Here is a 22,409-nt window from a genome sequence, read left to right as displayed (position 1 = left end):
TCTTGACTCTTTTGAAGAGCGCTTAGGCGAGGATCTTTTTCAGGCGTTAAAGCTTGTGACTGCCGATATCATTCCTTTTGAACCCAGCATGAAAACAGAACTCTTAAACAATGTGTTTTAGCCACGCAATAAAAAAATCAAACGTTAAACAAGAAGTTCATCACGTCGCCATCTTTAACGATGTAATCTTTCCCTTCCGCACGCATCTTGCCTGCTTCTTTCGCACCTTGCTCACCCTTGTAGGTGATAAAGTCTTCAAACGCGATAGTCTGCGCACGAATGAAGCCTTTCTCGAAGTCGGAGTGGATCTTACCAGCCGCCTGAGGCACAGTCGCACCGACAGGGTTGGTTCACGCGCGCACTTCTTTCCGCCCGCGGTGAAGTAGGTTTGCAGGCTGAACATCTCATGGCCCGCGCGGATCACGCGGTTCAGACCCGGTTCGGCCATGAAATCTTCACGATCGGCGTCGTTCATTTCAGTGATATCAGATTCAACCGCGGCGCAAACCGCCACCACTACAGAATATTCACCGCTCGAAGATTTTGCTGAGAAGATCCCGCACAACCCCCTGACGCAGTCTTTGCTAAATTATTTAAAAATCACACTATTGAAAAATAAAAGATGGAAGTAATATGGATAAAATAATATTTAATAATTATGGAGTGATCCTTATCGAGAGAGAAGGGCGTTTATTTATTAGGTTTTATTCAGGGGGGATGGTTATGAAAGAGGAGGAGGAAGAAGTGAGTATTGATGCGGCTAAAAAAGTTCAAGTGAGTGAAAAAGATGCTTGTGAGGTTTTAATTTCTATCGAAAATAGAAAAAATAAAGTATAGACTTCATTTTTAATGAGCAACTATAGGTCAGCGACAAAGAAGGCGCATCTAATTATATTGGTGATTTTTACATAAAAATAGTAGAGTAATCTAAATGTATTTTTTAGAAAGAAAAGATGCAGAGAAAATGCTCTTTGAATTCTTAAAGAGAACTTTAATAAAAGAATCTGATATCGATGAGTTAATGAGCATGGCAATTAAACATGAGTCCGGCCCTCCTATGAAAGGCATAATGTTTAAATATGATAAAATGGAGAGAAATGAACTCACCGCACAAGATAGAGATGACCTTAGTACATTGATGCATTTTTATGGTCCGTGATGAGATATATCAATTCTTTTCTTTTAAAATACTATAATTACAGAGACAGGAAAGTTATCAATAATCAAACAGATTATATTTTTATTATTTCTCAGATAAAATATTCAATCCAAAACTAAATTCAAGGTTGTTTTCTTAATAAAAAATTCCTCAAACATCAATGGAGTCTCGAGGCCGTTTTAAAAAGTGAAGCAAGCATCAATATCAAAAAATTCAACATCATCCATGTATAAAAAACATTTTTATTGAGAGCGAACATGATCCCTGACTTCAGGTTTTCCAGAGAAAAAACATGCTCGAATGGATCTTCTCTTCAAGAACTATAAGTCTAAACACACCTCGCTTATATGCCGCCATGGTCGATCCTGCACGCCAATTAGTCTTTGCGATAAGCGAACCAGAACTATTACCAACCGTTTTAAAATCTTCAATGCAGAGGGCGGAGAGCTATTATTGTCTGCACCGCCTGAAAAGGCTTATTTCTATTACTTAACATTAAATTTGTCGAAGGAAGTGGTTGTTATCTGTAGTTTCGCAGTTCAACAAAATGGCTGGTATGATTGGTTTTATTCCTTTGATATGGTTCATAACACGTTGTCTCGATCAGGACCTGCGTACTAAATTCGCTATTAATAATAAAAGTTATATTGGCCCACAGGAAAAATCACAATATTTCCAATGAAGGAGCATTGTTCCATGAAAGACCTTGAAAACCCAAAAATTGAATCTGAAATTAACTCCTTTGTTGAACAAGGAAACGAGTTTCACGATGATAAAAAATACGTCGAGGCTTTAGAGCAATACCAAAAAGCCTGGCAAGCTCTTCCTGAGCCAAAGTTCGAATGGGAACTCGCCAACTGGATCGCTGCCTGCATGTACAGCGCATGTTTTGATCTCGCGGATTACGCTGAGGCAAAGAAATGGGGAGAGACGACATTACGGACACGTGGATCGGATATAGACACTGCACCCTTAATCGATCTCGGCATGGTCTGTTATGAGTTGAATCAATTCGAGGAAGCGTATAAATATTTTAACGATGCTTATAACTACGGCAAAGAGCGTGCGTTTCAGGATAGACCCAAAAAATATCTAGAGTTCTATCTGCGCAAAAGGGGATAAGTTCGTTACTCTATAAAAAAATCCACGCCTAAGCGTGGATTTTTTTTCATTCAAAACAAATCAAACGTTAAACAAGAAGTTCATCACGTCGCCATCTTTAACGATGTAATCTTTCCCTTCCGCACGCATCTTGCCTGCTTCTTTCGCGCCTTGCTCACCCTTGTAGGTGATGAAGTCTTCAAACGCGATAGTCTGCGCACGAATGAAGCCTTTCTCGAAGTCGGTGTGGATCTTACCAGCCGCCTGAGGCGCGGTCGCTCCCACAGGGATGGTCCACGCACGCACTTCTTTCACGCCAGCGGTGAAGTAGGTTTGCAGATTCAGCAGCTCATAGCCCGCGCGGATCACGCGGTTCAGGCCCGGCTCTTCCAGACCCAGCTCGGCCATGAACTCTTCACGATCGGCGTCGTCCAGCTCTGCAATATCAGATTCAACGGCAGCGCAAACCGCTACCACTACAGAGCCTTCAGCCGCAGCGATTTCACGCACTTTGTCCAGATACGGGTTGTTCTCGAAACCGTCTTCGTTAACGTTGGCGATGTACATGGTTGGCTTCAGGGTCAGGAAGCTCAGGTATTTGATCGCCGCTTTGTCTTCGTCAGTCAGGTTTTTCAGCGCGCGCAGCATGCCCGCGTTTTCCAGCTGTGGCAGACATTTTTCCAGCGCAGCCAGTTCCGCTTTCGCGTCTTTGTCGCCGCCTTTGGCTTTCTTCTGCACGCGGTGAATGGCGCGTTCGCAGGTGTCGAGGTCAGAGAGGGCCAGCTCGGTGTTGATGACGTCGATGTCGTCAGCCGGATCCACTTTGTTGTTAACGTGGATAATGTTGTCGTTCTCGAAGCAGCGCACAACGTGGCCGATCGCTTCGGTTTCACGGATGTTGGTCAGGAACTGGTTGCCCAGGCCTTCACCTTTGGATGCGCCTTTTACCAGGCCCGCGATGTCCACGAACTCCATGGTAGTTGGCAGAATGCGCTGCGGCTTCACGATTTCCGCGAGCTGGTCCAGACGCGGATCGGGCATAGGAACAACACCGGTGTTCGGCTCGATGGTACAGAACGGGAAGTTCGCCGCTTCAATACCTGCTTTGGTGAGCGCGTTGAACAGGGTGGATTTGCCCACGTTTGGCAGACCGACGATACCGCATTTGAATCCCATTTCTAAATCACCTTAATATCTTGATAATCAATCCGTTAACGATAACCGATTGAAGAAAAGTAAATAACTACGCCTATTATACACGTAACCCGCGCGACGCGCGGTAAAAAAGCCCCAGGACGCCGATTATTGCGCTTTGAAAGCGTGCAGTCGATTGGTGGCTTTTGTCAGGCCATCCTGAAGCCAAATCTCGGTGCAGCGGGCCGCTTCGTCCACCGCTTCGTCAATCAACTTCTGCTCAGAAACCGGTGGTTTACCCAGTACGAAACCAACAACTTTGTTTTTATCGCCCGGATGGCCGATTCCCACGCGCAAACGGTGGAAATTAGGGTTATTACCCAGTTTGCTGATGATGTCTTTCAGACCATTGTGGCCGCCATGACCGCCGCCCAGTTTGAACTTCGCCACGCCTGGCGGCAGGTCCAGTTCGTCGTGGGCCACCAGGATCTCATCCGGATTGATGCGATAAAACGTTGCCATGGCCGCCACGGCTTTGCCGCTCAGGTTCATAAAGGTGGTTGGCACCAGCAACCGCACGTCGGCACCCGCAAGATTGATGCGTGAGGTATACCCGTAAAACTTGGGTTCTTCACGCAGGGGAGCGCGCAAACGCTCCGCCAGCAGATCAACATACCATGCGCCGGCGTTATGGCGGGTAGCGGCATACTCTGCGCCCGGATTGGCGAGGCCGACAATCAGTTTAATCGTCACGATTTACTTCCTAATGGGTTCCAGATCTGGCGCGTAGTTTACTGTCTGGCGCGCCGCTTGACAAAGTTCTGCCTGCTGTACACCGAAATGCGAATAATTTCCTCTTTGAACAATTAGAATTTCAAGCTGTTCAATGTCTTATTTGTAAATTTTTGTCCGTGAGTTATCAGTAAATGTGATCATTCACGCAACTCATATAAGAGGCGTTGTCTATACTTTACACACAAGGAGAAGGGGCTTTTCCCCTGACAACCCAAAGTTCCGGAGGTGACATATGAAACGCAAAAACGCTTCAATGCTCGGTAACGTGCTAATGGGGTTGGGACTGTTCGTGATGGTCGCCGGTGTCGGTTATTCAATCTTAAACCAATTACCGCAGCTTGACCTCCCACAATACTTTGCGCATGGCGCGGTGCTGAGTATCTTCCTAGGTGCGGTATTGTGGCTCGCCGGGGCGCGCGTGAGCGGACATGAGGAAGTCTGCGATAAATACTGGTGGGTGCGCCATTACGATAAACGATGCCGCCGCGACCAGCGCAAGCATAGCTAGTGCCCCATAAAGAACACCGAAACGACTTCATCTGAAGTCGTTTTTTTTTGCATGACGCATTGACCCTCACGTAACGTAAGGCTTCAGAGTAACGACACTGGCAGAACAAAAGGAGCCGTTATGTTGATACAGGTGGGTGAACTGGCGAAACGTGCCGGGATCACCGTGCGGACTTTGCATCACTACGAGCAAACAGGGCTGTTGTTACCTTCTGCCAGAAGCGCGGCAGGCTACCGGCTTTATAACCTGGCGGATGTGCAGCGTCTGCATATGATCCAGGCGCTGGCAAAAGCCGGACTGGAGCTTGCCGAAATCAGGGATTTTCTGGAACAGCGTTCGCTGTCATTAGCCGAATTACTCGACGGGCAAATCACTCTGCTGGACAAGCAACTGCGTAGCATCCATACGCTGCGCAACCGGCTGGTGGAATTGCGTACCGGGCTGACCGACGATGCGACGCCGGATCTGGAATCCTGGCTACAGACTCTGGAGTTAATGAATATGTACGATCGCTGGTTTAGCAAAGAAGAGTTGCAGCAACTGCCGTTTGCGGTAGAGAAAGAGGCGCTGGCGGATATCTGGGCGGGTCTGGTGACGGAAGTTAAACACTTGCTGGAACAGAACGTCAGCGTCACGGACGCGCGGGCGACCGATTTGGCTTCACGGTGGATGGAACGCCTGGAGCAGGATACCGCAGGCAAACCGGAATTTTTGACCCGTCTGAACGAGATGCACAGCGTGGAGCCGCAGATGCAGGAGCAAACCGGCATTACGCCGGAGATAACTGATTACATCACGCGGGCGTTTGCCGAATCAAAGCTCAGCATCTGGGAGAAATATCTCACTGCCGAAGAGATGGCCTTTACCCGGGCGCACTACTTTGACCGGATGATGGAGTGGCCGCCGCTGGTGGCGAAGCTGCATCAGGCGCAGCGGGATAATCTCAGTCCCGCTTCTGACGATGCGCAAAAGCTGGCAGAAAACTGGCTGGTTTTATTCCAGTCCTATGCGGGAACAAACCCGCAGACCCAGCAAAAATTTCGCCTCGCCATGCAGCAGGAGCCGCATCTGATGAAAGGCACGTGGATGACGCCTGCCGTGCTTGAATGGCTCCAGCAGGCGATCGGGGTGATGATGCAAAGACGCGTCTCTGCATCAGATGACTCACAGATCCGCTAACGCAGCTTCACGGTTAGGGTAGAAGGACAATCGGCCAGGGATCGGCTGCACGCCCGCGCGCGCCATGGTGCGCAGGGGCTGGAATTCAAGGTTACTTATCCGCAGCTCGCAGCCTTCCGGCAGGCGGGCAACAAAGCGCTGGAAGGCATCCAGACCGCCGGCATCCAGCACCGGGACGGCATCCCATTTCAGCACCACAATCCGTTTGCCCGCGATGCGGGATTCCAAATCGCTGAACAAACCTTCCGCTGCGGCGAAGAACAGCGGACCAATCACGCGCAGCACCAGCACATCGTCAGGCACCTCAACGTTAACCGGGGAGAGACGCGTCATCTGCGCGATGCGGCGCATAAACAGCAGCGAGGCCAGCACAATGCCGACGCTGATGGCGATAACCATATCGAACAGTACGGTCAACGACATGCAGATCAGCATCACGATAATGTCGTCTTTCGGCGCACGGCGCAGCAGGTTAACCACCTTATGCGCCTCACTCATGTTCCAGGCCACCATCAGCAGCAGCGCAGCCATGGCAGAGAGTGGAAGCCATGAAAGCAGCGGGGCAAGGATCAGCAGCGCCATGATCACCAGCAGGGAGTGAATGACCGCCGAAACCGGTGATGTCGCGCCCGCACGTACGTTCGCGGCGGAACGGGCAATCGCAGCCGTAGCGGTAATACCGCCGAAGAACGGTGCAACGATGTTCCCTAAGCCCTGGCCGACCAGTTCGCTGTTGGCTTTGTGCTTAGTGCCGGTCATGCCGTCGAGCACGACGGCGCAGAGCAGGGATTCAATCGCGCCCAGCATTGCCATGGAGAACGCGGCAGGCAGCAGAGCGCGAAGGGAATCCCAGCTTAGGGTGAAGCTTGAGCCCGGCATGTCCCACGGCAGAACCAGCTGCGGCAGCAGCTGCGGAATGCCGCTGCCCTGTGAGCCGTCCGCCAGAACATAGTGGAACTGGGAGCCAATGGTGGCGACCTGTCCACCGAGCAGGTTGACAACGCCCATCACCGCGCAGCCCAGCAGCAGAGCGGGCAGATGCCCCGGGAGACGAATGCCTAAGCGAGGCCAGACGATAAGTGTGCCGAGGGTAACGATGCCAATGGCTGCATCGCCCAGGTTGGCCGTCGGCAACGCCATAAACAGCGCGCCCACTTTCTGTAAATAGTGCTCCGGAACATGGGCCATTTGCAGGCCGAGGAAATCCTTAATCTGCATGGTCCCGATGGTAATCCCAATCCCCGAGGTGAACCCCAGCGTTACGGAAAGGGGAATATATTCAATCAGGCGACCAAAGCGGGCCAGACCAAACAGAATTAAAAAGATGCCGGACATCAGGGTGGCAACCAGCAGGCCTGCCAGACCAAACTGTTGGGAAACCGGGTAGAGGATCACCACAAAGGCGGCAGTCGGGCCGGAGACGCTGAAGCGGGACCCGCCCGTCAGCGCAATCACAATCCCCGCAACGGCCGAGGTGTACAGCCCGTACTGCGGCGCGACGCCGCTACCAATCGCCAGCGCCATCGCCAGCGGGATGGCAATAATCCCGACGGTGATCCCGGCTATCAGGTCACGAACAAAGCGTGACGATGTGTATTTCTCTTTCCAGCAGGCGTCGATGAGGGCGCGAAAGGGCAGAACATGTGAGGAGGTTACGTTTTTCACAATTATCTATCATCCGTGTGCGCATCATCTGTCATGTGAATGGCAGGTGAAGGAGGCATAAGTCATACAAATAAATACTATAAACAAAAAAACCCGCCGTAGCGGGTTTTTTGGCCGTGTTCGATCAGTGTTCGAACATTGCAGAGATCGATTCTTCGTTGCTGATACGACGAATCGCTTCGGCCAGCATCCCGGACAGAGTCAACGTACGCACGTTTGGCAGCGCTTTGATCTCGTCGCTCAGTGGAATAGTATCGCACACCACAACTTCGTCAATGACGGAGTTACGGAGGTTGTTTACCGCATTGCCGGAGAAGATCGGGTGAGTGGCGTAAGCGAATACGCGTTTCGCACCACGCTCTTTCAGCGCTTCAGCGGCTTTACACAGCGTACCGCCGGTATCGATCATGTCGTCCACCAACACGCAGTCGCGGCCAGCCACGTCACCGATGATGTGCATCACCTGAGAAACGTTAGCGCGCGGACGGCGTTTGTCGATGATCGCCATGTCGGTATCGTTCAGCAGCTTCGCGATAGCACGAGCACGTACCACGCCGCCGATGTCCGGAGAAACCACAATCGGGTTGTCCAGATTCAGTTGCAGCATGTCTTCCAGCAGGATTGGGCTGCCGAATACGTTATCAACCGGCACGTCGAAGAAGCCCTGGATCTGCTCTGCGTGGAGGTCAACCGTCAGTACGCGGTCAACGCCGACGCTGGACAGGAAGTCAGCGACAACTTTAGCGGTGATTGGCACACGCGCGGAACGGACGCGACGGTCCTGACGTGCATAGCCAAAGTAAGGAATAACAGCAGTGATACGGCCAGCAGAAGCACGACGCAGCGCGTCGACCATAACAACCAATTCCATCAGGTTGTCATTCGTTGGAGCACAGGTGGACTGGATGATGAAAATATCACCACCGCGTACATTTTCGTTAATTTGTACGCTGACTTCGCCGTCGCTAAAGCGACCTACAGCGGCGTCGCCGAGGGAAGTGTACAGGCGGTTGGCAATACGTTGTGCTAGTTCCGGGGTGGCGTTACCAGCAAAAAGCTTCATATCAGGCACGAGAAGAACCTCAGGCATGCGTCCAGTGGTGGATAGCGTTCGCCGCAAACTGCGGGGCCTAAGCAAACGCTATCCAGGCGGTGTATTAAAGAGCGCGATGCAACGTCTGGAACAGGGTGACGTTGTCACCGAAACTCAGTCTGCGCCAGAATGGCCTGCTGTAGGGGGGAGGTGTTCATCCCGCGTGCTACAAAACCATGCAGCCAAACCGGCGCTTGCTCAAGCACCTGACGGGCGGCGGTTTCGGTGTCAAATTCAGCAAAGACACAGGCCCCTGTACCGGTCAGGCGCGACGGCGCGTATTCTAACAGCCAGGAAAGCACCGCATCAACCTCGCGAAAACGTTTTCTTGCGATATCCTCGCAATCGTTGCTGAATTCACAATTTAATAACGTTTTTATTGACCGTGCCGGGGTATTTCTTTTCAGGTCAGGATCTTTAAAGATGACCGGGGTAGGAATGCTCACGCCGGGGTGAACGATCAGATACCATTTTTCCGGCGGAGCGACCGGCGTGAGGATTTCACCGACACCTTCAGCGAACGCCGCGTGGCCGCGCACAAACACCGGTACATCGGCGCCCAGCGTCAACCCTAACGCTGCCAGTTCGTCCGTCGTCAGACCGCAGCCCCAGAGGTGGTTAAGCGCCACCAGTACGGTCGCGGCGTTTGATGAGCCGCCGCCAAGACCGCCGCCCATCGGCAGGCGTTTGTCGATACGGATATCCGCACCGCTTCCCGCCGGCAGACGACCCGACGTCGACGCCGTTTTCATCAGCAGGCGAGCAGCGCGCACGATAAGGTTATCGTCATGCGCCACGCCGTCGACCGGCGTCAGCAAGCAAATCCGCCCGTCCTGACGCGGTTCGATGGAGATGGTGTCGCCGTAATCGACAAACTGAAACAGCGTTTGCAGGGTGTGATAGCCGTCAGCGCGCTGCCCGGTAATGTAGAGAAACAGGTTCAGTTTTGCGGGAGAGGGCCAGTGGGTCATCATTTAACGATCCAGTTGTCCATTTTCAGCTTGATACGCTGGCTACCCTGCGTCAGCTCCATATTGGACGGCAGCGACGGTTGCGTCTTGCTGTCATACGCGCTGTACACCACTTTCCAGGTTTTACCGCCCTGGGTGTAGTTCACCTGGCTCAGACGGTATTGATCGTCGAGCATATAGTCGGTTGCGTCACCCGGCAGGCCGAGGATCCACTGGCGCAGACTATTGAGCGGAATCGGCATTCCGGTCAGCTTGCCAATCATCTCTTCGGCGTCGGTTGCCGTGTAGTGCTGGCCTTTGTTATCGGTGATCTGCGCTTCGCCAGGCTTCGCGTTAAGCTCCAGCTCGGTGCTGCCCAGCGGGTTCAGCAGCAGCAGGCGATAGTTGTCCTGACCCGTTTGCTGCCAGAAGAAGCGAGCGTAAACTTTTTGTTCGTCAGAGAGATAAGCAAATGCACCGCGGGTCTGGTACTGGCTTAATTTCAGCACGTCCTGCTGGTGCTGGCGCCACTGCGGTGAGTCAGGGCTTTTGCCCGGGCCTTTCGGCTGATGAACGGAACAGGCGGTCAGAACCAGGGCCGCCAGAGGCAGCAGGCGAATCATTCGGGTCATAATGATGACAAATCCTTGAGATACGTTGCAGTTATAACTGTTAATGCTAGCGTTGAAGGGTGCCACCGTCTACGTTCAAATTATCTCAAAGCGTGGCGTAAGCTATTACTCCGAAAGGGGGCAGTCTCTTTTATTGATCTCGCGCATCCTGTATGATGCGTCCTGCTAACCTTATTAACGCTGGTACTACTCCCGCTCAACATGACCCTATTAGCACTCGGTATTAACCACAAAACGGCCCCGGTTTCACTGCGAGAACGCGTTACGTTTTCGCCGGATACGCTCGACCTGGCGCTGGACAGCCTGCTTGCACAGCCGATGGTGCAGGGTGGCGTGGTGCTGTCGACGTGCAACCGTACCGAGCTGTATTTGAGCGTAGAAGAGCAGGACAACCTGCACGAGGCGCTGATCCGCTGGCTGTGTGACTACCACAACCTCAACGAAGAAGAGCTGCGCAACAGCCTGTACTGGCATCAGGATAACGATGCGGTCAGCCATCTGATGCGCGTGGCCAGCGGTCTGGATTCTCTGGTGCTGGGCGAGCCGCAGATCCTTGGCCAGGTGAAAAAAGCCTTCGCCGATTCCCAGAAAGGGCATCTGAAAGCCAGCGAACTGGAACGAATGTTCCAGAAGTCATTCTCCGTGGCGAAGCGTGTGCGAACCGAAACCGACATTGGCGCCAGTGCGGTTTCGGTTGCTTTCGCGGCCTGTACCCTTGCCCGTCAAATTTTTGAATCCCTGTCGACCGTCACCGTAATGCTGGTGGGGGCGGGCGAAACCATCGAGCTGGTGGCGCGCCATCTTCGCGAACACAAGGTGAAGAAGATGATCATCGCCAACCGCACCCGCGAACGTGCGCAGGTGCTGGCAGATGAAGTGGGCGCTGAGGTGATTGCGCTGAGCGACATCGATGAACGTCTGAAAGAGGCGGACATTATTATCAGTTCTACCGCCAGCCCGCTACCGATTATCGGGAAAGGGATGGTCGAGCGTGCGCTGAAATCCCGCCGCAATCAGCCGATGCTGCTGGTGGATATCGCCGTTCCGCGTGATGTCGAACCGGAAGTGGGCAAACTGGCGAACGCCTACCTGTACAGCGTGGATGACCTGCAAAGCATCATTTCGCACAACCTTGCCCAGCGTAAGGCGGCGGCTGTGCAGGCGGAAACCATCGTTGAACAGGAAACCAGCGAATTTATGGCCTGGCTGCGCGCGCAAAGCGTCAGTGAGACCATCCGCGAATACCGCGGTCAGGCGGAGCAGGTGCGTGATGACCTGACGGCCAAAGCGTTAGCGGCCCTTGAACAGGGCGGCGACGCGCAGGCGATCATGCAGGATCTGGCCTGGAAACTGACCAACCGCCTGATCCATGCCCCAACCAAATCTCTTCAGCAGGCTGCCCGTGACGGGGACGATGAACGCCTGACTATTCTGCGCAACAGCCTCGGGCTGGAATAGCGCCCTATACCCATTTTCTAAGACAAGGTGCATTTACGCCTATGAAGCCTTCTATCGTCGCTAAACTGGAAGCTCTGCACGAGCGCCATGAAGAAGTCCAGGCGCTGCTCGGTGATGCCGGGACCATTGCCGACCAGGAACGTTTTCGCGCGCTGTCGCGTGAATACGCGCAGTTAAGTGATGTTTCAAAATGCTTTACCGACTGGCGACAGGTCCAGGAAGATATCGAAACCGCGCAGATGATGCTCGACGATCCTGAGATGCGCGAGATGGCGCAGGAAGAGTTACAGGATGCGAAAGCGCGTTCAGAAGAGATGGAGCAGCAGCTTCAGGTGCTTCTGCTGCCGAAAGATCCGGATGATGAGCGTAACGCCTTTGTGGAAGTCCGCGCCGGTACCGGTGGCGACGAAGCGGCGCTGTTCGCCGGGGATCTGTTCCGTATGTACAGCCGGTATGCCGAATCCCGTCGCTGGCGCGTGGAGATCATGAGCGCCAACGAAGGCGAGCATGGCGGCTACAAAGAGGTTATCGCCAAGATCAGCGGCGACGGCGTGTACGGTCGTCTCAAGTTTGAATCCGGTGGTCACCGCGTGCAGCGCGTGCCTGCGACAGAATCTCAGGGACGCATTCATACGTCAGCCTGTACGGTGGCGGTGATGCCGGAGCTGCCGGAAGCGGAACTGCCGGATATCAACCCGGCGGATCTGCGCATCGACACCTTCCGCTCTTCAGGGGCAGGTGGTCAGCACGTTAACACCACCGACTCCGCTATCCGTATTACTCACCTACCCACCGGGATTGTGGTTGAGTGTCAGGATGAACGTTCCCAGCACAAGAACAAAGCTAAAGCGTTATCCGTGCTGGGCGCCCGTATCCACGCGGCGGAAATGGCGAAACGCCAGCAGGCGGAAGCCTCTACCCGCCGTAACCTGCTGGGCAGCGGCGATCGTAGCGACCGTAACCGTACCTATAACTTCCCGCAGGGTCGCGTAACCGACCATCGCATCAACCTGACGCTCTACCGTCTGGATGAGGCGATGGAAGGCAAGCTCGATATGCTGATTGAGCCTATCGTGCAGGAATACCAGGCCGACCAGCTGGCGGCACTGTCCGAGCAGGATTAATGGATTTTCAGCGCTGGTTACGCCATGCCGCCAGTGAGCTTTCTGCAAGTGAAAGCCCGAAGCGCGACGCCGAAATTCTGCTTGAGCATGTGACGGGTAAAGCCCGCACGTATCTGCTGGCTTTCGGCGAAACCGCGCTGACCGCTGAACAGCAATCGCAGCTGGAGGCGCTGCTTGCCCGCCGTAAAACCGGCGAGCCGGTGGCGCATCTGGTTGGCGAACGCGAGTTCTGGTCACTTCCGCTGTACGTTTCAGCGGCCACGCTGATCCCGCGCCCGGACACCGAGTGTCTGGTGGAGCAGGCGCTGGCGCGGTTACCGGCGCAGCCGTGTCAGATCCTCGATCTCGGTACTGGCACCGGCGCGATTGCGCTGGCGCTTGCCAGCGAGCGACCAGACTGCACCGTGACGGCGGTAGACGTGATGCCTGATGCGGTCGCCCTCGCGCGGCGCAACGTTGAACGGCTGGGGCTGAACAATGTTTCCGTTCTGCAAAGCAGCTGGTTTGCCGCGCTTGAAAGCCGCATGTTCGAAATGATTGTCAGCAATCCGCCCTACATCGACGAAGACGATCCGCATCTCGCGCAGGGCGACGTGCGTTTTGAACCGTTGACCGCGCTGGTCGCTGCGAATCAGGGACTTGCGGATCTCGATCACATTGTGACAACGTCACGACAGCATTTGCTTCCCGGTGGCTGGCTGCTGGTGGAACATGGCTGGACGCAGGGAGAGGCGGTGCGAGCGCTGTTTACGCGTGCCGGATACGCTGCCGTGGAAACCTGCCGGGATTACGGCGGCAATGAACGTCTGACGCTGGGGCAGTGGTCATGAGCCTGTTTACGCTGCTGATCTCCGTTCACCTGATTTCCGTTGCCCTGACCATCGGCTTTTTCATTGCCCGCTACTGGTGGCGCTACAGCAACAATCCGCTAATTAACGCCCGCTGGGTACGCATTGCCCCGCACTGTATCGACACGGTGCTGTTCCTTTCCGGAGCCGGGTTAATGTGGAAAACCGGCTATCTGCCATTTACTGATAAAGGCGCATGGCTGACTGAAAAGCTGTTTGGCGTTATCATCTACATCGTTTTGGGTTTTATCGCGCTTGGGCGTCATCGTCCGCGCAGCCAGCAGACAGGGTTTATCGCCTTTTTGCTGGGTCTGGTGGTGCTGTACATCATCATTAAACTCGCCACCACAAGAATACCGTTACTGGGGTAAGTCATGAGGTCCTTAGCCGATTTCGAATTTAACAAAGTGCCGCTCTGCGATGGTATGATCCTGATTTCAGAGATGATCCGCGACGATTTTACGTCACAGTACGTTTACGCTGAACTGGAGAATCTGGTCAGCCTGGCGCGCGAAGAGATCAATCAGGCACGTCCGCAGGACTGGCAATTAGAGAAGCTGATTGAGCTTTTCTACGGCGAATGGGGTTTCTGCGACACGCGAGGCGTGTACCGCCTGTCTGACGCACTGTGGCTGGACCAGGTGTTGAAAAATCGTCAGGGCAGCGCCGTCGCGTTGGGCGCCATTTTACTGTGGGTTGCGCACGAGCTGGATATTCCACTGGTACCGGTCATTTTCCCGACGCAGATGATTTTGCGGGCGGAGTGGCTGGACGGTGAGATGTGGTTAATCAATCCGTTTAACGGCGACACGCTGGATGAGCATACGCTGGACGTCTGGCTGAAAGGCAACATCAGCCCGATAGCTGAGCTGTTCAATGAAGATCTCGATGAAGCCGATAACGCCGAAGTGATCCGCAAGCTCCTGGATACGCTGAAGTCTGCGCTGATGGAAGAGCGTCAGATGGAGCTGGCTCTGCGCGCAAGCGAAGTGCTGTTGCAGTTCAATCCGGAAGATCCGTACGAAATCCGCGACCGCGGCCTGATTTATGCGCAGCTCGACTGCGAGCACGTGGCGCTGAATGATTTGAATTATTTCGTCGAGCAATGTCCGGAAGACCCGATCAGCGAGATGATCCGCGCGCAGATTAACGCGATCGCGCATAAACACATTACACTGCATTAATCTTAATTCCGATTCACACCTGAATAAGGCGATCCTATGAAACAAAAAGTGGTTAGCATTGGTGATATCAACGTGGCAAACGACCTGCCGTTCGTGCTGTTTGGCGGTATGAACGTTCTGGAATCCCGCGATCTCGCTATGCGCATCTGCGAACACTACGTGACCGTGACCCAAAAGCTGGGCATCCCGTACGTGTTTAAAGCCTCTTTTGACAAAGCCAACCGCTCCTCCATTCACTCCTACCGTGGCCCGGGCCTGGAAGAGGGGATGAAGATTTTCCAGGAGCTGAAACAGACGTTTGGCGTGAAAGTGATCACCGACGTGCACGAAGCGTCTCAGGCACAGCCCGTGGCTGATGTGGTAGACGTGATTCAGCTTCCGGCGTTCCTCGCTCGCCAGACTGACCTGGTAGAAGCGATGGCGAAAACCGGTGCCGTGATTAACGTGAAAAAACCGCAGTTCGTGAGCCCTGGCCAGATGGGTAACATCGTCGACAAGTTTATCGAAGGCGGTAACGACCAGGTGATCCTCTGCGACCGTGGTTCAAACTTCGGTTATGACAACCTGGTTGTGGATATGCTGGGCTTCAGCGTGATGAAGAACGTCTCTAACCAGTCCCCGGTGATTTTCGACGTGACCCACTCCCTGCAATGCCGCGACCCGTTTGGCGCCGCGTCTGGCGGGCGTCGTGCGCAGGTGACCGAACTGGCGCGCGCCGGTATGGCAACCGGCCTGGCGGGTCTGTTCATTGAAGCGCACCCGGATCCGGCTAACGCGAAATGCGACGGTCCATCCGCGCTGCCGCTGGATAAGCTGGAGCCGTTCCTGAAACAGATCAAAGCGATTGACGATCTGGTGAAGAGCTTCGACGAGCTGGATACCAGCAACTAATAAAAAAACCCGCTTCGGCGGGTTTTTCTTTGCCCGGCGGCGCTACGCTTGCGCGGGCCTATGGGTTTTGTAGGCCGGGTAAGCGCAGCGCCACCCGGCAAAAAAATTACGCAAATATCGTCATCAGATACGCAATAAACAGCGCCATATGCGCCGCGCCGTTCAGCACATTGGTGCGGCCGGTGGAGAAGGATATCTGGCACAGCAGCAAGGATGCCACCATCACAATCATCTCTGGCGCACCCAGCGCAAACTGCAATTCATTTCCCGTCATAAAGGCAATCAACGTCACCACCGGAACGGTAAGGGAGATGGTTGCCAGAACGGAGCCGAAGAACAGATTCATCGCCCGCTGCACCTGATTATTGAGCACCGCTTTCAGCGCTCCCAGGCCTTCTGGCGACAGGATCAACAGGGCCACCAGGAAACCGGTAAAGGCGACCGGCGCGTTCAGTTCAGTTAATAGCGCCTCCAGCGGGTTCGCATTCATCTTGGTGACCGCAATAACGGCAATCAGATGCACGATCAGCCAAACCGTATGCCACGCGCTGCTGTGCGCCGACGGCTTACCGTGATGCGGGTCATCGTCGTCGCCGTCGTCTTCATGCTCGTAAACAAACAGGCTCTGGTGCGTTTTGGTCTGGATCAGCAGGAACACGCCGTACATCGCCGCGGAAATCAGCGCCACCAGCAGCGCCTGGCCGGTGGTGAAATTTGCACCCGGCAGCGCCATCGGGAACACCAGCACAATAATCGCCAGCGGGAACAGGGCGATCAGGTACTGTTTAATGCCAAAGAGGTTCATGTACTGGGTGGCAAATTTGCGACCACCTAATAAAAGTGAAAAACCGACCAGGCCGCCGGTAACAATCATAATGATGGAGTAGAGCGTATCGCGCATTAGCGTTGGCGCGGCGTCGCCGGTGGCCATTAATGCGGAAATTAAACTGACTTCAAGAATCACAACCGAAAGGCTTAAAATTAATGACCCATACGGCTCTCCAAGACGGTGGGCTAAAACATCCGCATGGCGTACCACGCTAAATGCACTGGTTAAAATACCCACCAGAGCCAGAATATTGATCCCCACAACCACTGGCAATGACTGACTGCTTCCCCAGAAGAGCAGCACAGCCAGTGCCAGAACCGGGAAAATGAGAGAGGTCTCCTTGTGGCGGGTTTTTACCGCCTCGTGTGTTGCTGTCATGCGTTTCTCCAACAATGCAGGTGCTTGTAATTATAGATAGATTTTAAAGGTATTAAACTAACAGAAATCTGTTAAATACCCTGTATTTTTTACTTAATTTTACCCTTTATTATAATTTTTATGTCTGAGGCTTATAATGCTTTATCTCTGTTAAATATTAGTTTAATAACAATGAATTGCATTTTTATATTGTTCATTTCTTTCTGTCGGGTGGCACCCTCGCGTATCGTCGTCCACACTTATCTTTTAGCCAAAAGAGAGGTTAACAATGCCATACAAATCGAAAAGCGAATTACCGGATAACGTGCAAAACGTATTGCCTGCCCACGCCCAGGATATCTACAAAGAAGCCTTTAACAGCGCCTGGGATCAGTACAAAGATAAAGAAGATCGCCGGGACGATGCCAGCCGTGAAGAGACGGCGCATAAGGTGGCCTGGGCCGCCGTGAAAAATGACTATGAGAAAGGGGACGATGATAAATGGCACAAAAAGAAATAGCCGCCAAATAACACGCTGCCTCCATTTTGACATTTCAGGCGGTTGACCTGCCGCTGTATTGCATCTGGCCCGCGAATTGCTTATCGTTGCTCAACTGCTGTTAAAATGAACAGCACAGAATGCCGGGAAGGCGAATTACAGATGTCGCAAGGAAGCATGCAGTGGCGGAGGTGGAATGTGTTAACGCGTGATTTCTTGATGAAGGCAGATTGTAAGACGGCATTTGGTGCTATTGAGGAATCGCTTCTGTGGTCGGCTGAACAACGTGCGGCGTCGCTTGCGGCAACGCTGGCCTGCCGCCCGGATGATGGCCCGGTCTGGATCTTTGGTTACGGCTCGCTGATGTGGAACCCGGCGCTCGAATTTGTTGAATCAGCAACCGGAACGCTGCCTGGGTGGCACCGCGCCTTTTGTTTGCGCCTGACCGCCGGACGCGGCAGCGCGTGCCAGCCAGGACGCATGCTTGCACTAAAAGAGGGCGGGCGCACCACGGGCGTGGCATACCGGCTGCCGGATACCACGCTGGAAGATGAGCTGACGCTGCTGTGGAAGCGCGAGATGATCACCGGCTGCTATATGCCCAGCTGGTGCAAGCTGGAACTGGATGACGGGCGCACCGTCAACGCGCTGGTGTTCATTATGGATCCGCGCCACCCGCTGTATGAAGCCGATACCCGAACCCAGGTGATTGCCCCGCTGATTGCCGCCGCCAGCGGACCGCTGGGCACTAACGCCCAGTACCTTTTCTCGCTCGATCAGGAGCTGACGCGTCTCGGCATGCAGGACGACTGTCTGAGTGAGCTGGTGGTGAAGGTGAAAGCGCTGCTGGAAGGGAACCCGCTCAGCAATACGCTGCGGCCGGGTTTTGCCTGATAATACGCCCGGCTGACCGGGCGTTTACGGTTATGCCGCCACGTAACTTACGGAATGTTCGAGCGACTGGCTGTGGCTGTCGATCAGCACATCCCAGGTGCCGGTGTAAGGCACCGTCAGCCAGGCCTTATCGTCCTGGACGGTAAGGATATCTGCCTGCGATTGCTTCTGTCCTTTTGTACTCATCAGATGAATGCGACAGCGCTCTGAGCAACGCACCACCACCGTATCCCCGCCAAACAGTTTCAGACTCGTTTTAACTCGTGCCATTTTATACCCCGTCGTTTTTGCCCATCCCGAGCGTGATGTTGTTCACAATTTACTCATTGCATAACACCAAAGGGGCAGGGGTGGGATGCTGATTTCGATCAAAAAATGGCGCAACGATTAAACAAAAATGACAAAATCCCTGAAACCTTTCAGCGGACGCGCGTTTACCCTGCTTAACGCGCGCCCGGGAAAAATTATATGCGGAAATGGCCAGCGGTCTCAGCAAGGTCGCCCGCCTGGCTTTGCAGCGCGCTGGCCGCCGCAGCAGACTGTACAACAAGTTCGGCGTTCTGCTGCACCATGCGATCCAGGTGAGTCACCGCGTGGTTAATCTCATGGATCCCTTTCATCTGCTCGCGGGTGGCAATGGATATTTCACGCATAATGCCTGACACGCTCCCGACGCTGGCGCGGATCTCATCCATGCTGTCGCCCGCAAGGTGCACAAACCGGGAGCCGGTTGCAACGCTTTCGGTGGTGGAATCAATAAGGGATTTGATCTCCTTCGCCGCCTGAGCACTGCGGCTGGCCAGGTTACGTACTTCCCCCGCAACGACCGCGAACCCACGGCCTTGTTCCCCGGCACGCGCCGCTTCCACCGAGGCGTTAAGCGCCAGAATATTGGTCTGGAAGGCGATGCCGTCAATGACGCTGGTGATATCGCCGATTTTCGCGGAAGCCAGTTCGATGGACTGCATGGTGCTGATGGCCTGAGCGACGACGTCGCCGCCGCGGGATGCGGCGGCAGAGGCCTTGCTAGCCTGTTCATTCGCTTCTGCTGCCGACTCGTTTGACTGCGTAACGGAGGCCGTGATCTCTTCCACGGCGCTGGCGGTTTCGCGAAGGCTTGATGCCGCCTGCTCGGTACGCCCGGAAAGATCCTGATTGCCTGCCGCAATCTCATGCGCGGCGTTTTTCACTGAGGCGCTGGCATCACGCAGCTGGACCATCACCACAGAAAGCTTATCGCTGAAGGCGTTAAACGCCTGCGCAATTTGCGCCACTTCATCGCCCCCCTTATCCGGCAGACGCTGCGACAGATCGTTAGTACCGTTGGCAATGCTGTTCATCGCGTCACGGATACCGGACAGCCGCTTAAGCAGGCGGGCAATCAGGAGGTGCATGAGGGCTCCGCTCAGCAGGGCGAGGATCGCCAGAGACAGTGCAGATGCTTTTAGCAATGACCGCATCCCGGCGGTGGCATCGCCGTTATCGAGCGCCACAACCAGCAGCCAGTGCGTCCCCGGTACGGCGGTGGCCAGGAACGTTTTTTCGCGTCCGTTAAACGTTCCGTCAACCAGGTTGCCGCTTTTCAGGGTGGCAAAATCGGTCCCTTTGATCGTCTCCGTAAAAGGCTTAAGCGTCAGCGCAGGATCGCTGCCGGCAATAACGGTGCCGTTGCTGTCCAGAAGCAGTCCGCTGCTGGCCGGAGTCGGGTGAATACCGCGCACGTTAGCTACCACGCTGTCCATCGCCACATCGCCCGCCACCACTGCTTTCAGGGCGCCTTGCTCTTTAACCGGTACCGCGAACGTCACCACCAGTTTCCCGGTGCCCGCGTCCACATAGGGTGCAGTCACTACCGGGCCATCAGCGCTGACGGCCTGCTGATACCACGGGCGAAGGGTGGGATCGTAATCAGCGGGTACCCCGGTTGGGTCAGAAAATTTAGCCGTTTTGCTGGCATAACCCACGTAGACGTTGGTGAATCCACCCGCCAGCGCAAGCTGTTTAAACACCGGAACCGGATCGTCGCTGAGCGCGACTGGCTGCGCCGAGGTGATGATGGTCATTTTGTTGTTCACCCAGTCGGCAATTGCCATGTTGTGGCTGGCGCTGGTGCTGGTCAGAATATCGCGCTGCGACTGCTGATTATCCTGGCGCGTGACCTGAAAGTTAATAATGGTATTAAGAAGAAGGGCGACGACCAGACAGCCTGTCGTCGCGGCAATGATGCGGGCGCGAATGGATCTGAACATAAGTGTAATACCTGCTGTGTTGTTTCCATGCCTATCGGCAACGGTGCAGATAAACTTGATGCTGAAACCGCGTCCATAAGAAAATAATATTTTTAGCGGGTTATTATTAAAAAGTTAATACTTTATCGGCGGAAAGCGTCCATTCAGCCAGCTCCACCAGCGTACCAATTTCCACGCCATCAATCAGCGGCAGCCCGGTAATGCCGCGCCCGTCGGTACAGGTTTTGCACAGTTTGACCGCAACGTTTTGCGCGGTCAGGATCTCCAGCATTTGTTGAATGTTGTAGCCCTCTGCGGGTTTCTGCCCCTTCAGCCCGGCCGTGACGGCATCGGACATCAAAAAGAGGCGCAGCTCCAGCTCACTCTCCTTATCGCGCAGCGCGATTGCCAGGCGCAGGCTGTTAAAAAGGGATTCACTGCCGTAGGCCGCACCGTTGGCGACGATCACAATCTTCTGCATGTTGACTCCTGTTCTTTGAAAAGGCACGAATATTGCTTCTCGTACCGAAGAATACGTATCGGGGAGAGAAACGATGACGATAGTGGCTGGCAGTTCCCCTGGCGCAACCGAATGGTTCCAGCGTGCGAGAATGTTGCGCGAGGAACAGCTCGGCAGACTGGCGCAGCTGGGCGCACTGGTGAACGGCATCAGTCGACTGGTGCATATGCTACAGTGCGAGCGCGGTGCGTCAAATGTCTGGCTCTGCTCGCAGGGCAAATTGTACGCGCCTGAATGCAAGGCCAGCAGGGCCCTGGTGGATGAAAACCTCGCCGCATTGCACCTTCAGTTTAACGAACCGCTGCCGGGCAGCGCCCTGTGCGAACGTATTGCCAGCGCACTGCACGGCCTTGAGACGCTAACGGCGCTGCGTGATGGCGTTACAGGTCAATGCGTCACCGCGCCGCAGGCGATGGAACATTACAGCCGCATACTGCGACATTTGCTCAGTATCGTACCCCAACTCAGCGACAGCATTGACGATCCGCACATCGCGGGCCGATTTGTGGCCCTTTACAGCCTGATGCAGGGCAAAGAACTTGTGGGACAAGAGCGGGCGCTGGGGGCTATTGGTTTCACCCAGGGATTCTTTGACGATGAAACCCGCCAGCGGCTGGTGGATCGCATTGATGGCCAGCAGGCCTGCTTTGAGGTTTTTATCTCCCATTGCACTCCAGACGTGCAGGAGACGTTTATCCTCAACTGCCAGCCGGGTCTGGAGACTGAAAAACTCAGGCGTGAAGCGTGCACCCGCCAGCCTCCGGCAGATAACGGCGATACCGCCCTCAAATGGTTTGCCCTGCAAACCACGCGCCTTGAGCACCTGCGCACGCTGGAGGAGGTGGCAATTGCCGATCTGATGACGGCAGTTGAGGAGCGCCGCTATAGCGAAAACCTGCACGCAGACGATGAACACGACGATATCCTGGCGCGATTTCCGGATAAACCGCTGCTGCCGCTGGTGCGCCAGCAGGCGCGTGAAATTGAGCAACTCTCCCGTCAGCTTGCTTCCCTGCGCGACTCGCTGGAGGAGCGTAAGACCATCGATAAAGCCAAAAGCGTGCTGATGACGCACCAGAACATGAGCGAGGATCAGGCGTGGACCGCCCTGCGCAAAATGGCGATGGATAAAAACCAACGCATGGTAGATATCGCCCGTGCGCTGCTTACGGTGAAAAATCTGTGGAAGATACCCCCTGGGGAGTAATTGCACAGTCAGTGGGCAATTTATGCCTGATTGAGGTGCGTAATACAGCGCTCTTCTTGCAGAAACCCCGTAACGCCGGGGATGAAAAGCTGGCATTACCTTTGCATTAACAGATTAACCATTTTCGACGATGCGCCAACGGCGGTGCATGCGT

The 22,409-nt window shown here is 54.3% G+C and carries 24 protein-coding genes and 1 pseudogene; 14 read left to right on the top strand and 11 right to left on the bottom strand.

The genetic code is table 11. The features are described 5' to 3' along the window. Positions 1-137: 137 nt before the first annotated feature. Positions 138-529: pseudogene (locus ACQG1Y_RS13230) on the bottom strand (DUF933 domain-containing protein); the annotation flags it as partial. A gap of 104 nt (positions 530-633) precedes the next feature. Between ACQG1Y_RS13230 and ACQG1Y_RS13225 the strand changes: the two are divergent. The 3 genes from ACQG1Y_RS13225 (at position 634) to ACQG1Y_RS13215 (ending at position 2,281) form a co-directional block, all read left to right on the top strand. Next, positions 634-837, top strand: a complete 204-nt coding sequence (locus tag ACQG1Y_RS13225; protein WP_032653883.1) for a hypothetical protein — start codon at positions 634-636, stop codon at positions 835-837. Positions 838-931: 94 nt separating this feature from the next. Further along, on the top strand, positions 932-1,159 hold the full coding sequence (locus tag ACQG1Y_RS13220; protein ID WP_006812592.1) for a hypothetical protein: 228 nt from the start codon (positions 932-934) through the stop codon (positions 1,157-1,159). 696 nt (positions 1,160-1,855) lie between these two features. Continuing rightward, positions 1,856-2,281, top strand: a complete 426-nt coding sequence (locus ACQG1Y_RS13215; RefSeq protein WP_047735509.1) for a tetratricopeptide repeat protein — start codon at positions 1,856-1,858, stop codon at positions 2,279-2,281. 60 nt (positions 2,282-2,341) lie between these two features. On the opposite strand, the gene ychF is transcribed toward ACQG1Y_RS13215, so the two are convergent. Both ychF and pth read right to left on the bottom strand, forming a co-directional pair. Then, complete coding sequence (gene ychF / locus ACQG1Y_RS13210) at positions 2,342-3,436, bottom strand: redox-regulated ATPase YchF (RefSeq protein WP_003856650.1); 1,095 nt, start codon at positions 3,434-3,436, stop codon at positions 2,342-2,344. Positions 3,437-3,562: 126 nt separating this feature from the next. Next, a complete protein-coding gene (pth, locus tag ACQG1Y_RS13205; RefSeq protein ID WP_006810922.1) occupies positions 3,563-4,147 on the bottom strand; it encodes an aminoacyl-tRNA hydrolase in 585 nt (194 codons plus the stop codon). Positions 4,148-4,421: 274 nt separating this feature from the next. Here pth and ychH point away from each other — a divergent pair, with 274 nt between their 5' ends. Beyond that, entirely contained in the window at positions 4,422-4,697 is a 276-nt protein-coding gene (gene ychH, locus ACQG1Y_RS13200) for a stress-induced protein YchH (protein WP_003856655.1), read from the top strand. A 120-nt stretch (positions 4,698-4,817) separates the two neighbouring features. Continuing rightward, positions 4,818-5,876: a MerR family transcriptional regulator gene (locus tag ACQG1Y_RS13195; protein WP_017693291.1), complete on the top strand. Its 1,059-nt coding sequence runs from the start codon at positions 4,818-4,820 to the stop codon at positions 5,874-5,876. Here the strand turns inward: ACQG1Y_RS13195 and dauA are convergent. The 4 genes from dauA to lolB form a co-directional block, all read right to left on the bottom strand. Further along, the gene (dauA, locus tag ACQG1Y_RS13190; RefSeq protein WP_023296766.1) at positions 5,862-7,541 is read right to left on the bottom strand and encodes a C4-dicarboxylic acid transporter DauA; all 1,680 of its coding nucleotides are present in this window, start codon (positions 7,539-7,541) and stop codon (positions 5,862-5,864) included. The genes ACQG1Y_RS13195 and dauA overlap by 15 nt on opposite strands. Before the next feature lie 124 nt (positions 7,542-7,665). Continuing rightward, positions 7,666-8,613 carry a ribose-phosphate diphosphokinase gene (gene prs / locus ACQG1Y_RS13185; RefSeq protein ID WP_003856663.1) on the bottom strand — a complete coding sequence of 316 codons (948 nt, stop codon included), beginning with the start codon at positions 8,611-8,613 and terminating at the stop codon, positions 7,666-7,668. A gap of 125 nt (positions 8,614-8,738) precedes the next feature. Beyond that, positions 8,739-9,608 carry a 4-(cytidine 5'-diphospho)-2-C-methyl-D-erythritol kinase gene (ispE, locus tag ACQG1Y_RS13180; protein WP_368740618.1) on the bottom strand — a complete coding sequence of 290 codons (870 nt, stop codon included), beginning with the start codon at positions 9,606-9,608 and terminating at the stop codon, positions 8,739-8,741. After that, positions 9,605-10,216, bottom strand: coding sequence for a lipoprotein insertase outer membrane protein LolB (gene lolB / locus ACQG1Y_RS13175; RefSeq protein ID WP_032669666.1), 612 nt, complete (start codon positions 10,214-10,216; stop codon positions 9,605-9,607). Before lolB ends, ispE begins: the two co-directional genes overlap by 4 nt. 201 nt (positions 10,217-10,417) lie before the next feature. Here lolB and hemA point away from each other — a divergent pair, with 201 nt between their 5' ends. The 6 genes from hemA to kdsA are packed head-to-tail and all read left to right on the top strand — an operon-like array spanning position 10,418 to position 15,721. Further along, positions 10,418-11,674: a glutamyl-tRNA reductase gene (hemA, locus tag ACQG1Y_RS13170; protein ID WP_023296765.1), complete on the top strand. Its 1,257-nt coding sequence runs from the start codon at positions 10,418-10,420 to the stop codon at positions 11,672-11,674. A 41-nt stretch (positions 11,675-11,715) separates the two neighbouring features. Continuing rightward, the gene (prfA, locus tag ACQG1Y_RS13165) at positions 11,716-12,798 is read left to right on the top strand and encodes a peptide chain release factor 1 (RefSeq protein ID WP_003856667.1); all 1,083 of its coding nucleotides are present in this window, start codon (positions 11,716-11,718) and stop codon (positions 12,796-12,798) included. Next, positions 12,798-13,628, top strand: a complete 831-nt coding sequence (gene prmC, locus ACQG1Y_RS13160) for a peptide chain release factor N(5)-glutamine methyltransferase (RefSeq protein WP_023303859.1) — start codon at positions 12,798-12,800, stop codon at positions 13,626-13,628. The genes prfA and prmC overlap by 1 nt, the downstream gene beginning before the upstream one ends. Beyond that, positions 13,625-14,017 carry an invasion regulator SirB2 gene (sirB2, locus tag ACQG1Y_RS13155; RefSeq protein ID WP_023296762.1) on the top strand — a complete coding sequence of 131 codons (393 nt, stop codon included), beginning with the start codon at positions 13,625-13,627 and terminating at the stop codon, positions 14,015-14,017. Before prmC ends, sirB2 begins: the two co-directional genes overlap by 4 nt. Positions 14,018-14,020: 3 nt before the next feature. Continuing rightward, positions 14,021-14,830 (top strand): invasion regulator SirB1, encoded by an 810-nt coding sequence (gene sirB1 / locus ACQG1Y_RS13150; RefSeq protein WP_006810913.1) that lies wholly within the window; start codon positions 14,021-14,023, stop codon positions 14,828-14,830. Positions 14,831-14,866: 36 nt separating this feature from the next. Next, positions 14,867-15,721, top strand: a complete 855-nt coding sequence (gene kdsA / locus ACQG1Y_RS13145) for a 3-deoxy-8-phosphooctulonate synthase (protein WP_003856671.1) — start codon at positions 14,867-14,869, stop codon at positions 15,719-15,721. 106 nt (positions 15,722-15,827) lie between these two features. On the opposite strand, the gene chaA is transcribed toward kdsA, so the two are convergent. Next, a complete protein-coding gene (gene chaA, locus ACQG1Y_RS13140) occupies positions 15,828-16,928 on the bottom strand; it encodes a sodium-potassium/proton antiporter ChaA (protein ID WP_003856672.1) in 1,101 nt (366 codons plus the stop codon). 268 nt (positions 16,929-17,196) lie between these two features. Here chaA and chaB point away from each other — a divergent pair, with 268 nt between their 5' ends. Both chaB and ACQG1Y_RS13130 read left to right on the top strand, forming a co-directional pair. Beyond that, positions 17,197-17,427, top strand: coding sequence for a putative cation transport regulator ChaB (gene chaB / locus ACQG1Y_RS13135; protein WP_003856674.1), 231 nt, complete (start codon positions 17,197-17,199; stop codon positions 17,425-17,427). A gap of 177 nt (positions 17,428-17,604) precedes the next feature. Then, positions 17,605-18,300: a gamma-glutamylcyclotransferase gene (locus ACQG1Y_RS13130; protein WP_017384255.1), complete on the top strand. Its 696-nt coding sequence runs from the start codon at positions 17,605-17,607 to the stop codon at positions 18,298-18,300. 30 nt (positions 18,301-18,330) lie between these two features. Here ACQG1Y_RS13130 and ACQG1Y_RS13125 read toward each other — a convergent pair whose 3' ends face one another. The 3 genes from ACQG1Y_RS13125 to ACQG1Y_RS13115 all read right to left on the bottom strand — a co-directional run bounded on the left by ACQG1Y_RS13125 (position 18,331) and on the right by ACQG1Y_RS13115 (position 21,009). Continuing rightward, positions 18,331-18,570: a hypothetical protein gene (locus ACQG1Y_RS13125; protein ID WP_015570352.1), complete on the bottom strand. Its 240-nt coding sequence runs from the start codon at positions 18,568-18,570 to the stop codon at positions 18,331-18,333. 194 nt (positions 18,571-18,764) lie between these two features. After that, entirely contained in the window at positions 18,765-20,549 is a 1,785-nt protein-coding gene (locus ACQG1Y_RS13120) for a methyl-accepting chemotaxis protein (RefSeq protein ID WP_154123029.1), read from the bottom strand. A gap of 106 nt (positions 20,550-20,655) precedes the next feature. Next, positions 20,656-21,009, bottom strand: coding sequence for a DsrE/DsrF/TusD sulfur relay family protein (locus tag ACQG1Y_RS13115; RefSeq protein ID WP_017384253.1), 354 nt, complete (start codon positions 21,007-21,009; stop codon positions 20,656-20,658). Between the two features lie 73 nt (positions 21,010-21,082). Here ACQG1Y_RS13115 and nasR point away from each other — a divergent pair, with 73 nt between their 5' ends. After that, a complete protein-coding gene (gene nasR / locus ACQG1Y_RS13110) occupies positions 21,083-22,255 on the top strand; it encodes a nitrate regulatory protein NasR (protein ID WP_048974231.1) in 1,173 nt (390 codons plus the stop codon). Positions 22,256-22,409 lie beyond the last annotated feature (154 nt).

Source organism: Enterobacter cloacae complex sp. 397G4 (assembly GCF_050031515.1).
In the GTDB taxonomy this organism is placed as follows: domain Bacteria; phylum Pseudomonadota; class Gammaproteobacteria; order Enterobacterales; family Enterobacteriaceae; genus Enterobacter; species Enterobacter hormaechei_C.
This window is presented reverse-complemented; position numbering and strand designations above follow the sequence as displayed.

What these genes read in the sequence shown, in the direction of transcription:
- ACQG1Y_RS13225 (WP_032653883.1), top strand. Translation starts at nt 634, where the DNA reads ATGGATAAAATAATATTTAATAATTATGGAGTGATCCTTATCGAGAGA.
- ACQG1Y_RS13220 (WP_006812592.1), top strand. Translation starts at nt 932, where the DNA reads ATGTATTTTTTAGAAAGAAAAGATGCAGAGAAAATGCTCTTTGAATTC.
- ACQG1Y_RS13215 (WP_047735509.1), top strand. Translation starts at nt 1,856, where the DNA reads ATGAAAGACCTTGAAAACCCAAAAATTGAATCTGAAATTAACTCCTTT.
- ychF (WP_003856650.1), bottom strand. Translation starts at nt 3,436, where the DNA reads ATGGGATTCAAATGCGGTATCGTCGGTCTGCCAAACGTGGGCAAATCC.
- ychH (WP_003856655.1), top strand. Translation starts at nt 4,422, where the DNA reads ATGAAACGCAAAAACGCTTCAATGCTCGGTAACGTGCTAATGGGGTTG.
- ACQG1Y_RS13195 (WP_017693291.1), top strand. Translation starts at nt 4,818, where the DNA reads ATGTTGATACAGGTGGGTGAACTGGCGAAACGTGCCGGGATCACCGTG.
- ispE (WP_368740618.1), bottom strand. Translation starts at nt 9,608, where the DNA reads ATGATGACCCACTGGCCCTCTCCCGCAAAACTGAACCTGTTTCTCTAC.
- lolB (WP_032669666.1), bottom strand. Translation starts at nt 10,216, where the DNA reads ATGACCCGAATGATTCGCCTGCTGCCTCTGGCGGCCCTGGTTCTGACC.
- hemA (WP_023296765.1), top strand. Translation starts at nt 10,418, where the DNA reads ATGACCCTATTAGCACTCGGTATTAACCACAAAACGGCCCCGGTTTCA.
- prfA (WP_003856667.1), top strand. Translation starts at nt 11,716, where the DNA reads ATGAAGCCTTCTATCGTCGCTAAACTGGAAGCTCTGCACGAGCGCCAT.
- prmC (WP_023303859.1), top strand. Translation starts at nt 12,798, where the DNA reads ATGGATTTTCAGCGCTGGTTACGCCATGCCGCCAGTGAGCTTTCTGCA.
- sirB2 (WP_023296762.1), top strand. Translation starts at nt 13,625, where the DNA reads ATGAGCCTGTTTACGCTGCTGATCTCCGTTCACCTGATTTCCGTTGCC.
- sirB1 (WP_006810913.1), top strand. Translation starts at nt 14,021, where the DNA reads ATGAGGTCCTTAGCCGATTTCGAATTTAACAAAGTGCCGCTCTGCGAT.
- kdsA (WP_003856671.1), top strand. Translation starts at nt 14,867, where the DNA reads ATGAAACAAAAAGTGGTTAGCATTGGTGATATCAACGTGGCAAACGAC.
- chaA (WP_003856672.1), bottom strand. Translation starts at nt 16,928, where the DNA reads ATGACAGCAACACACGAGGCGGTAAAAACCCGCCACAAGGAGACCTCT.
- chaB (WP_003856674.1), top strand. Translation starts at nt 17,197, where the DNA reads ATGCCATACAAATCGAAAAGCGAATTACCGGATAACGTGCAAAACGTA.
- ACQG1Y_RS13125 (WP_015570352.1), bottom strand. Translation starts at nt 18,570, where the DNA reads ATGGCACGAGTTAAAACGAGTCTGAAACTGTTTGGCGGGGATACGGTG.
- ACQG1Y_RS13120 (WP_154123029.1), bottom strand. Translation starts at nt 20,549, where the DNA reads ATGTTCAGATCCATTCGCGCCCGCATCATTGCCGCGACGACAGGCTGT.
- ACQG1Y_RS13115 (WP_017384253.1), bottom strand. Translation starts at nt 21,009, where the DNA reads ATGCAGAAGATTGTGATCGTCGCCAACGGTGCGGCCTACGGCAGTGAA.
- nasR (WP_048974231.1), top strand. Translation starts at nt 21,083, where the DNA reads ATGACGATAGTGGCTGGCAGTTCCCCTGGCGCAACCGAATGGTTCCAG.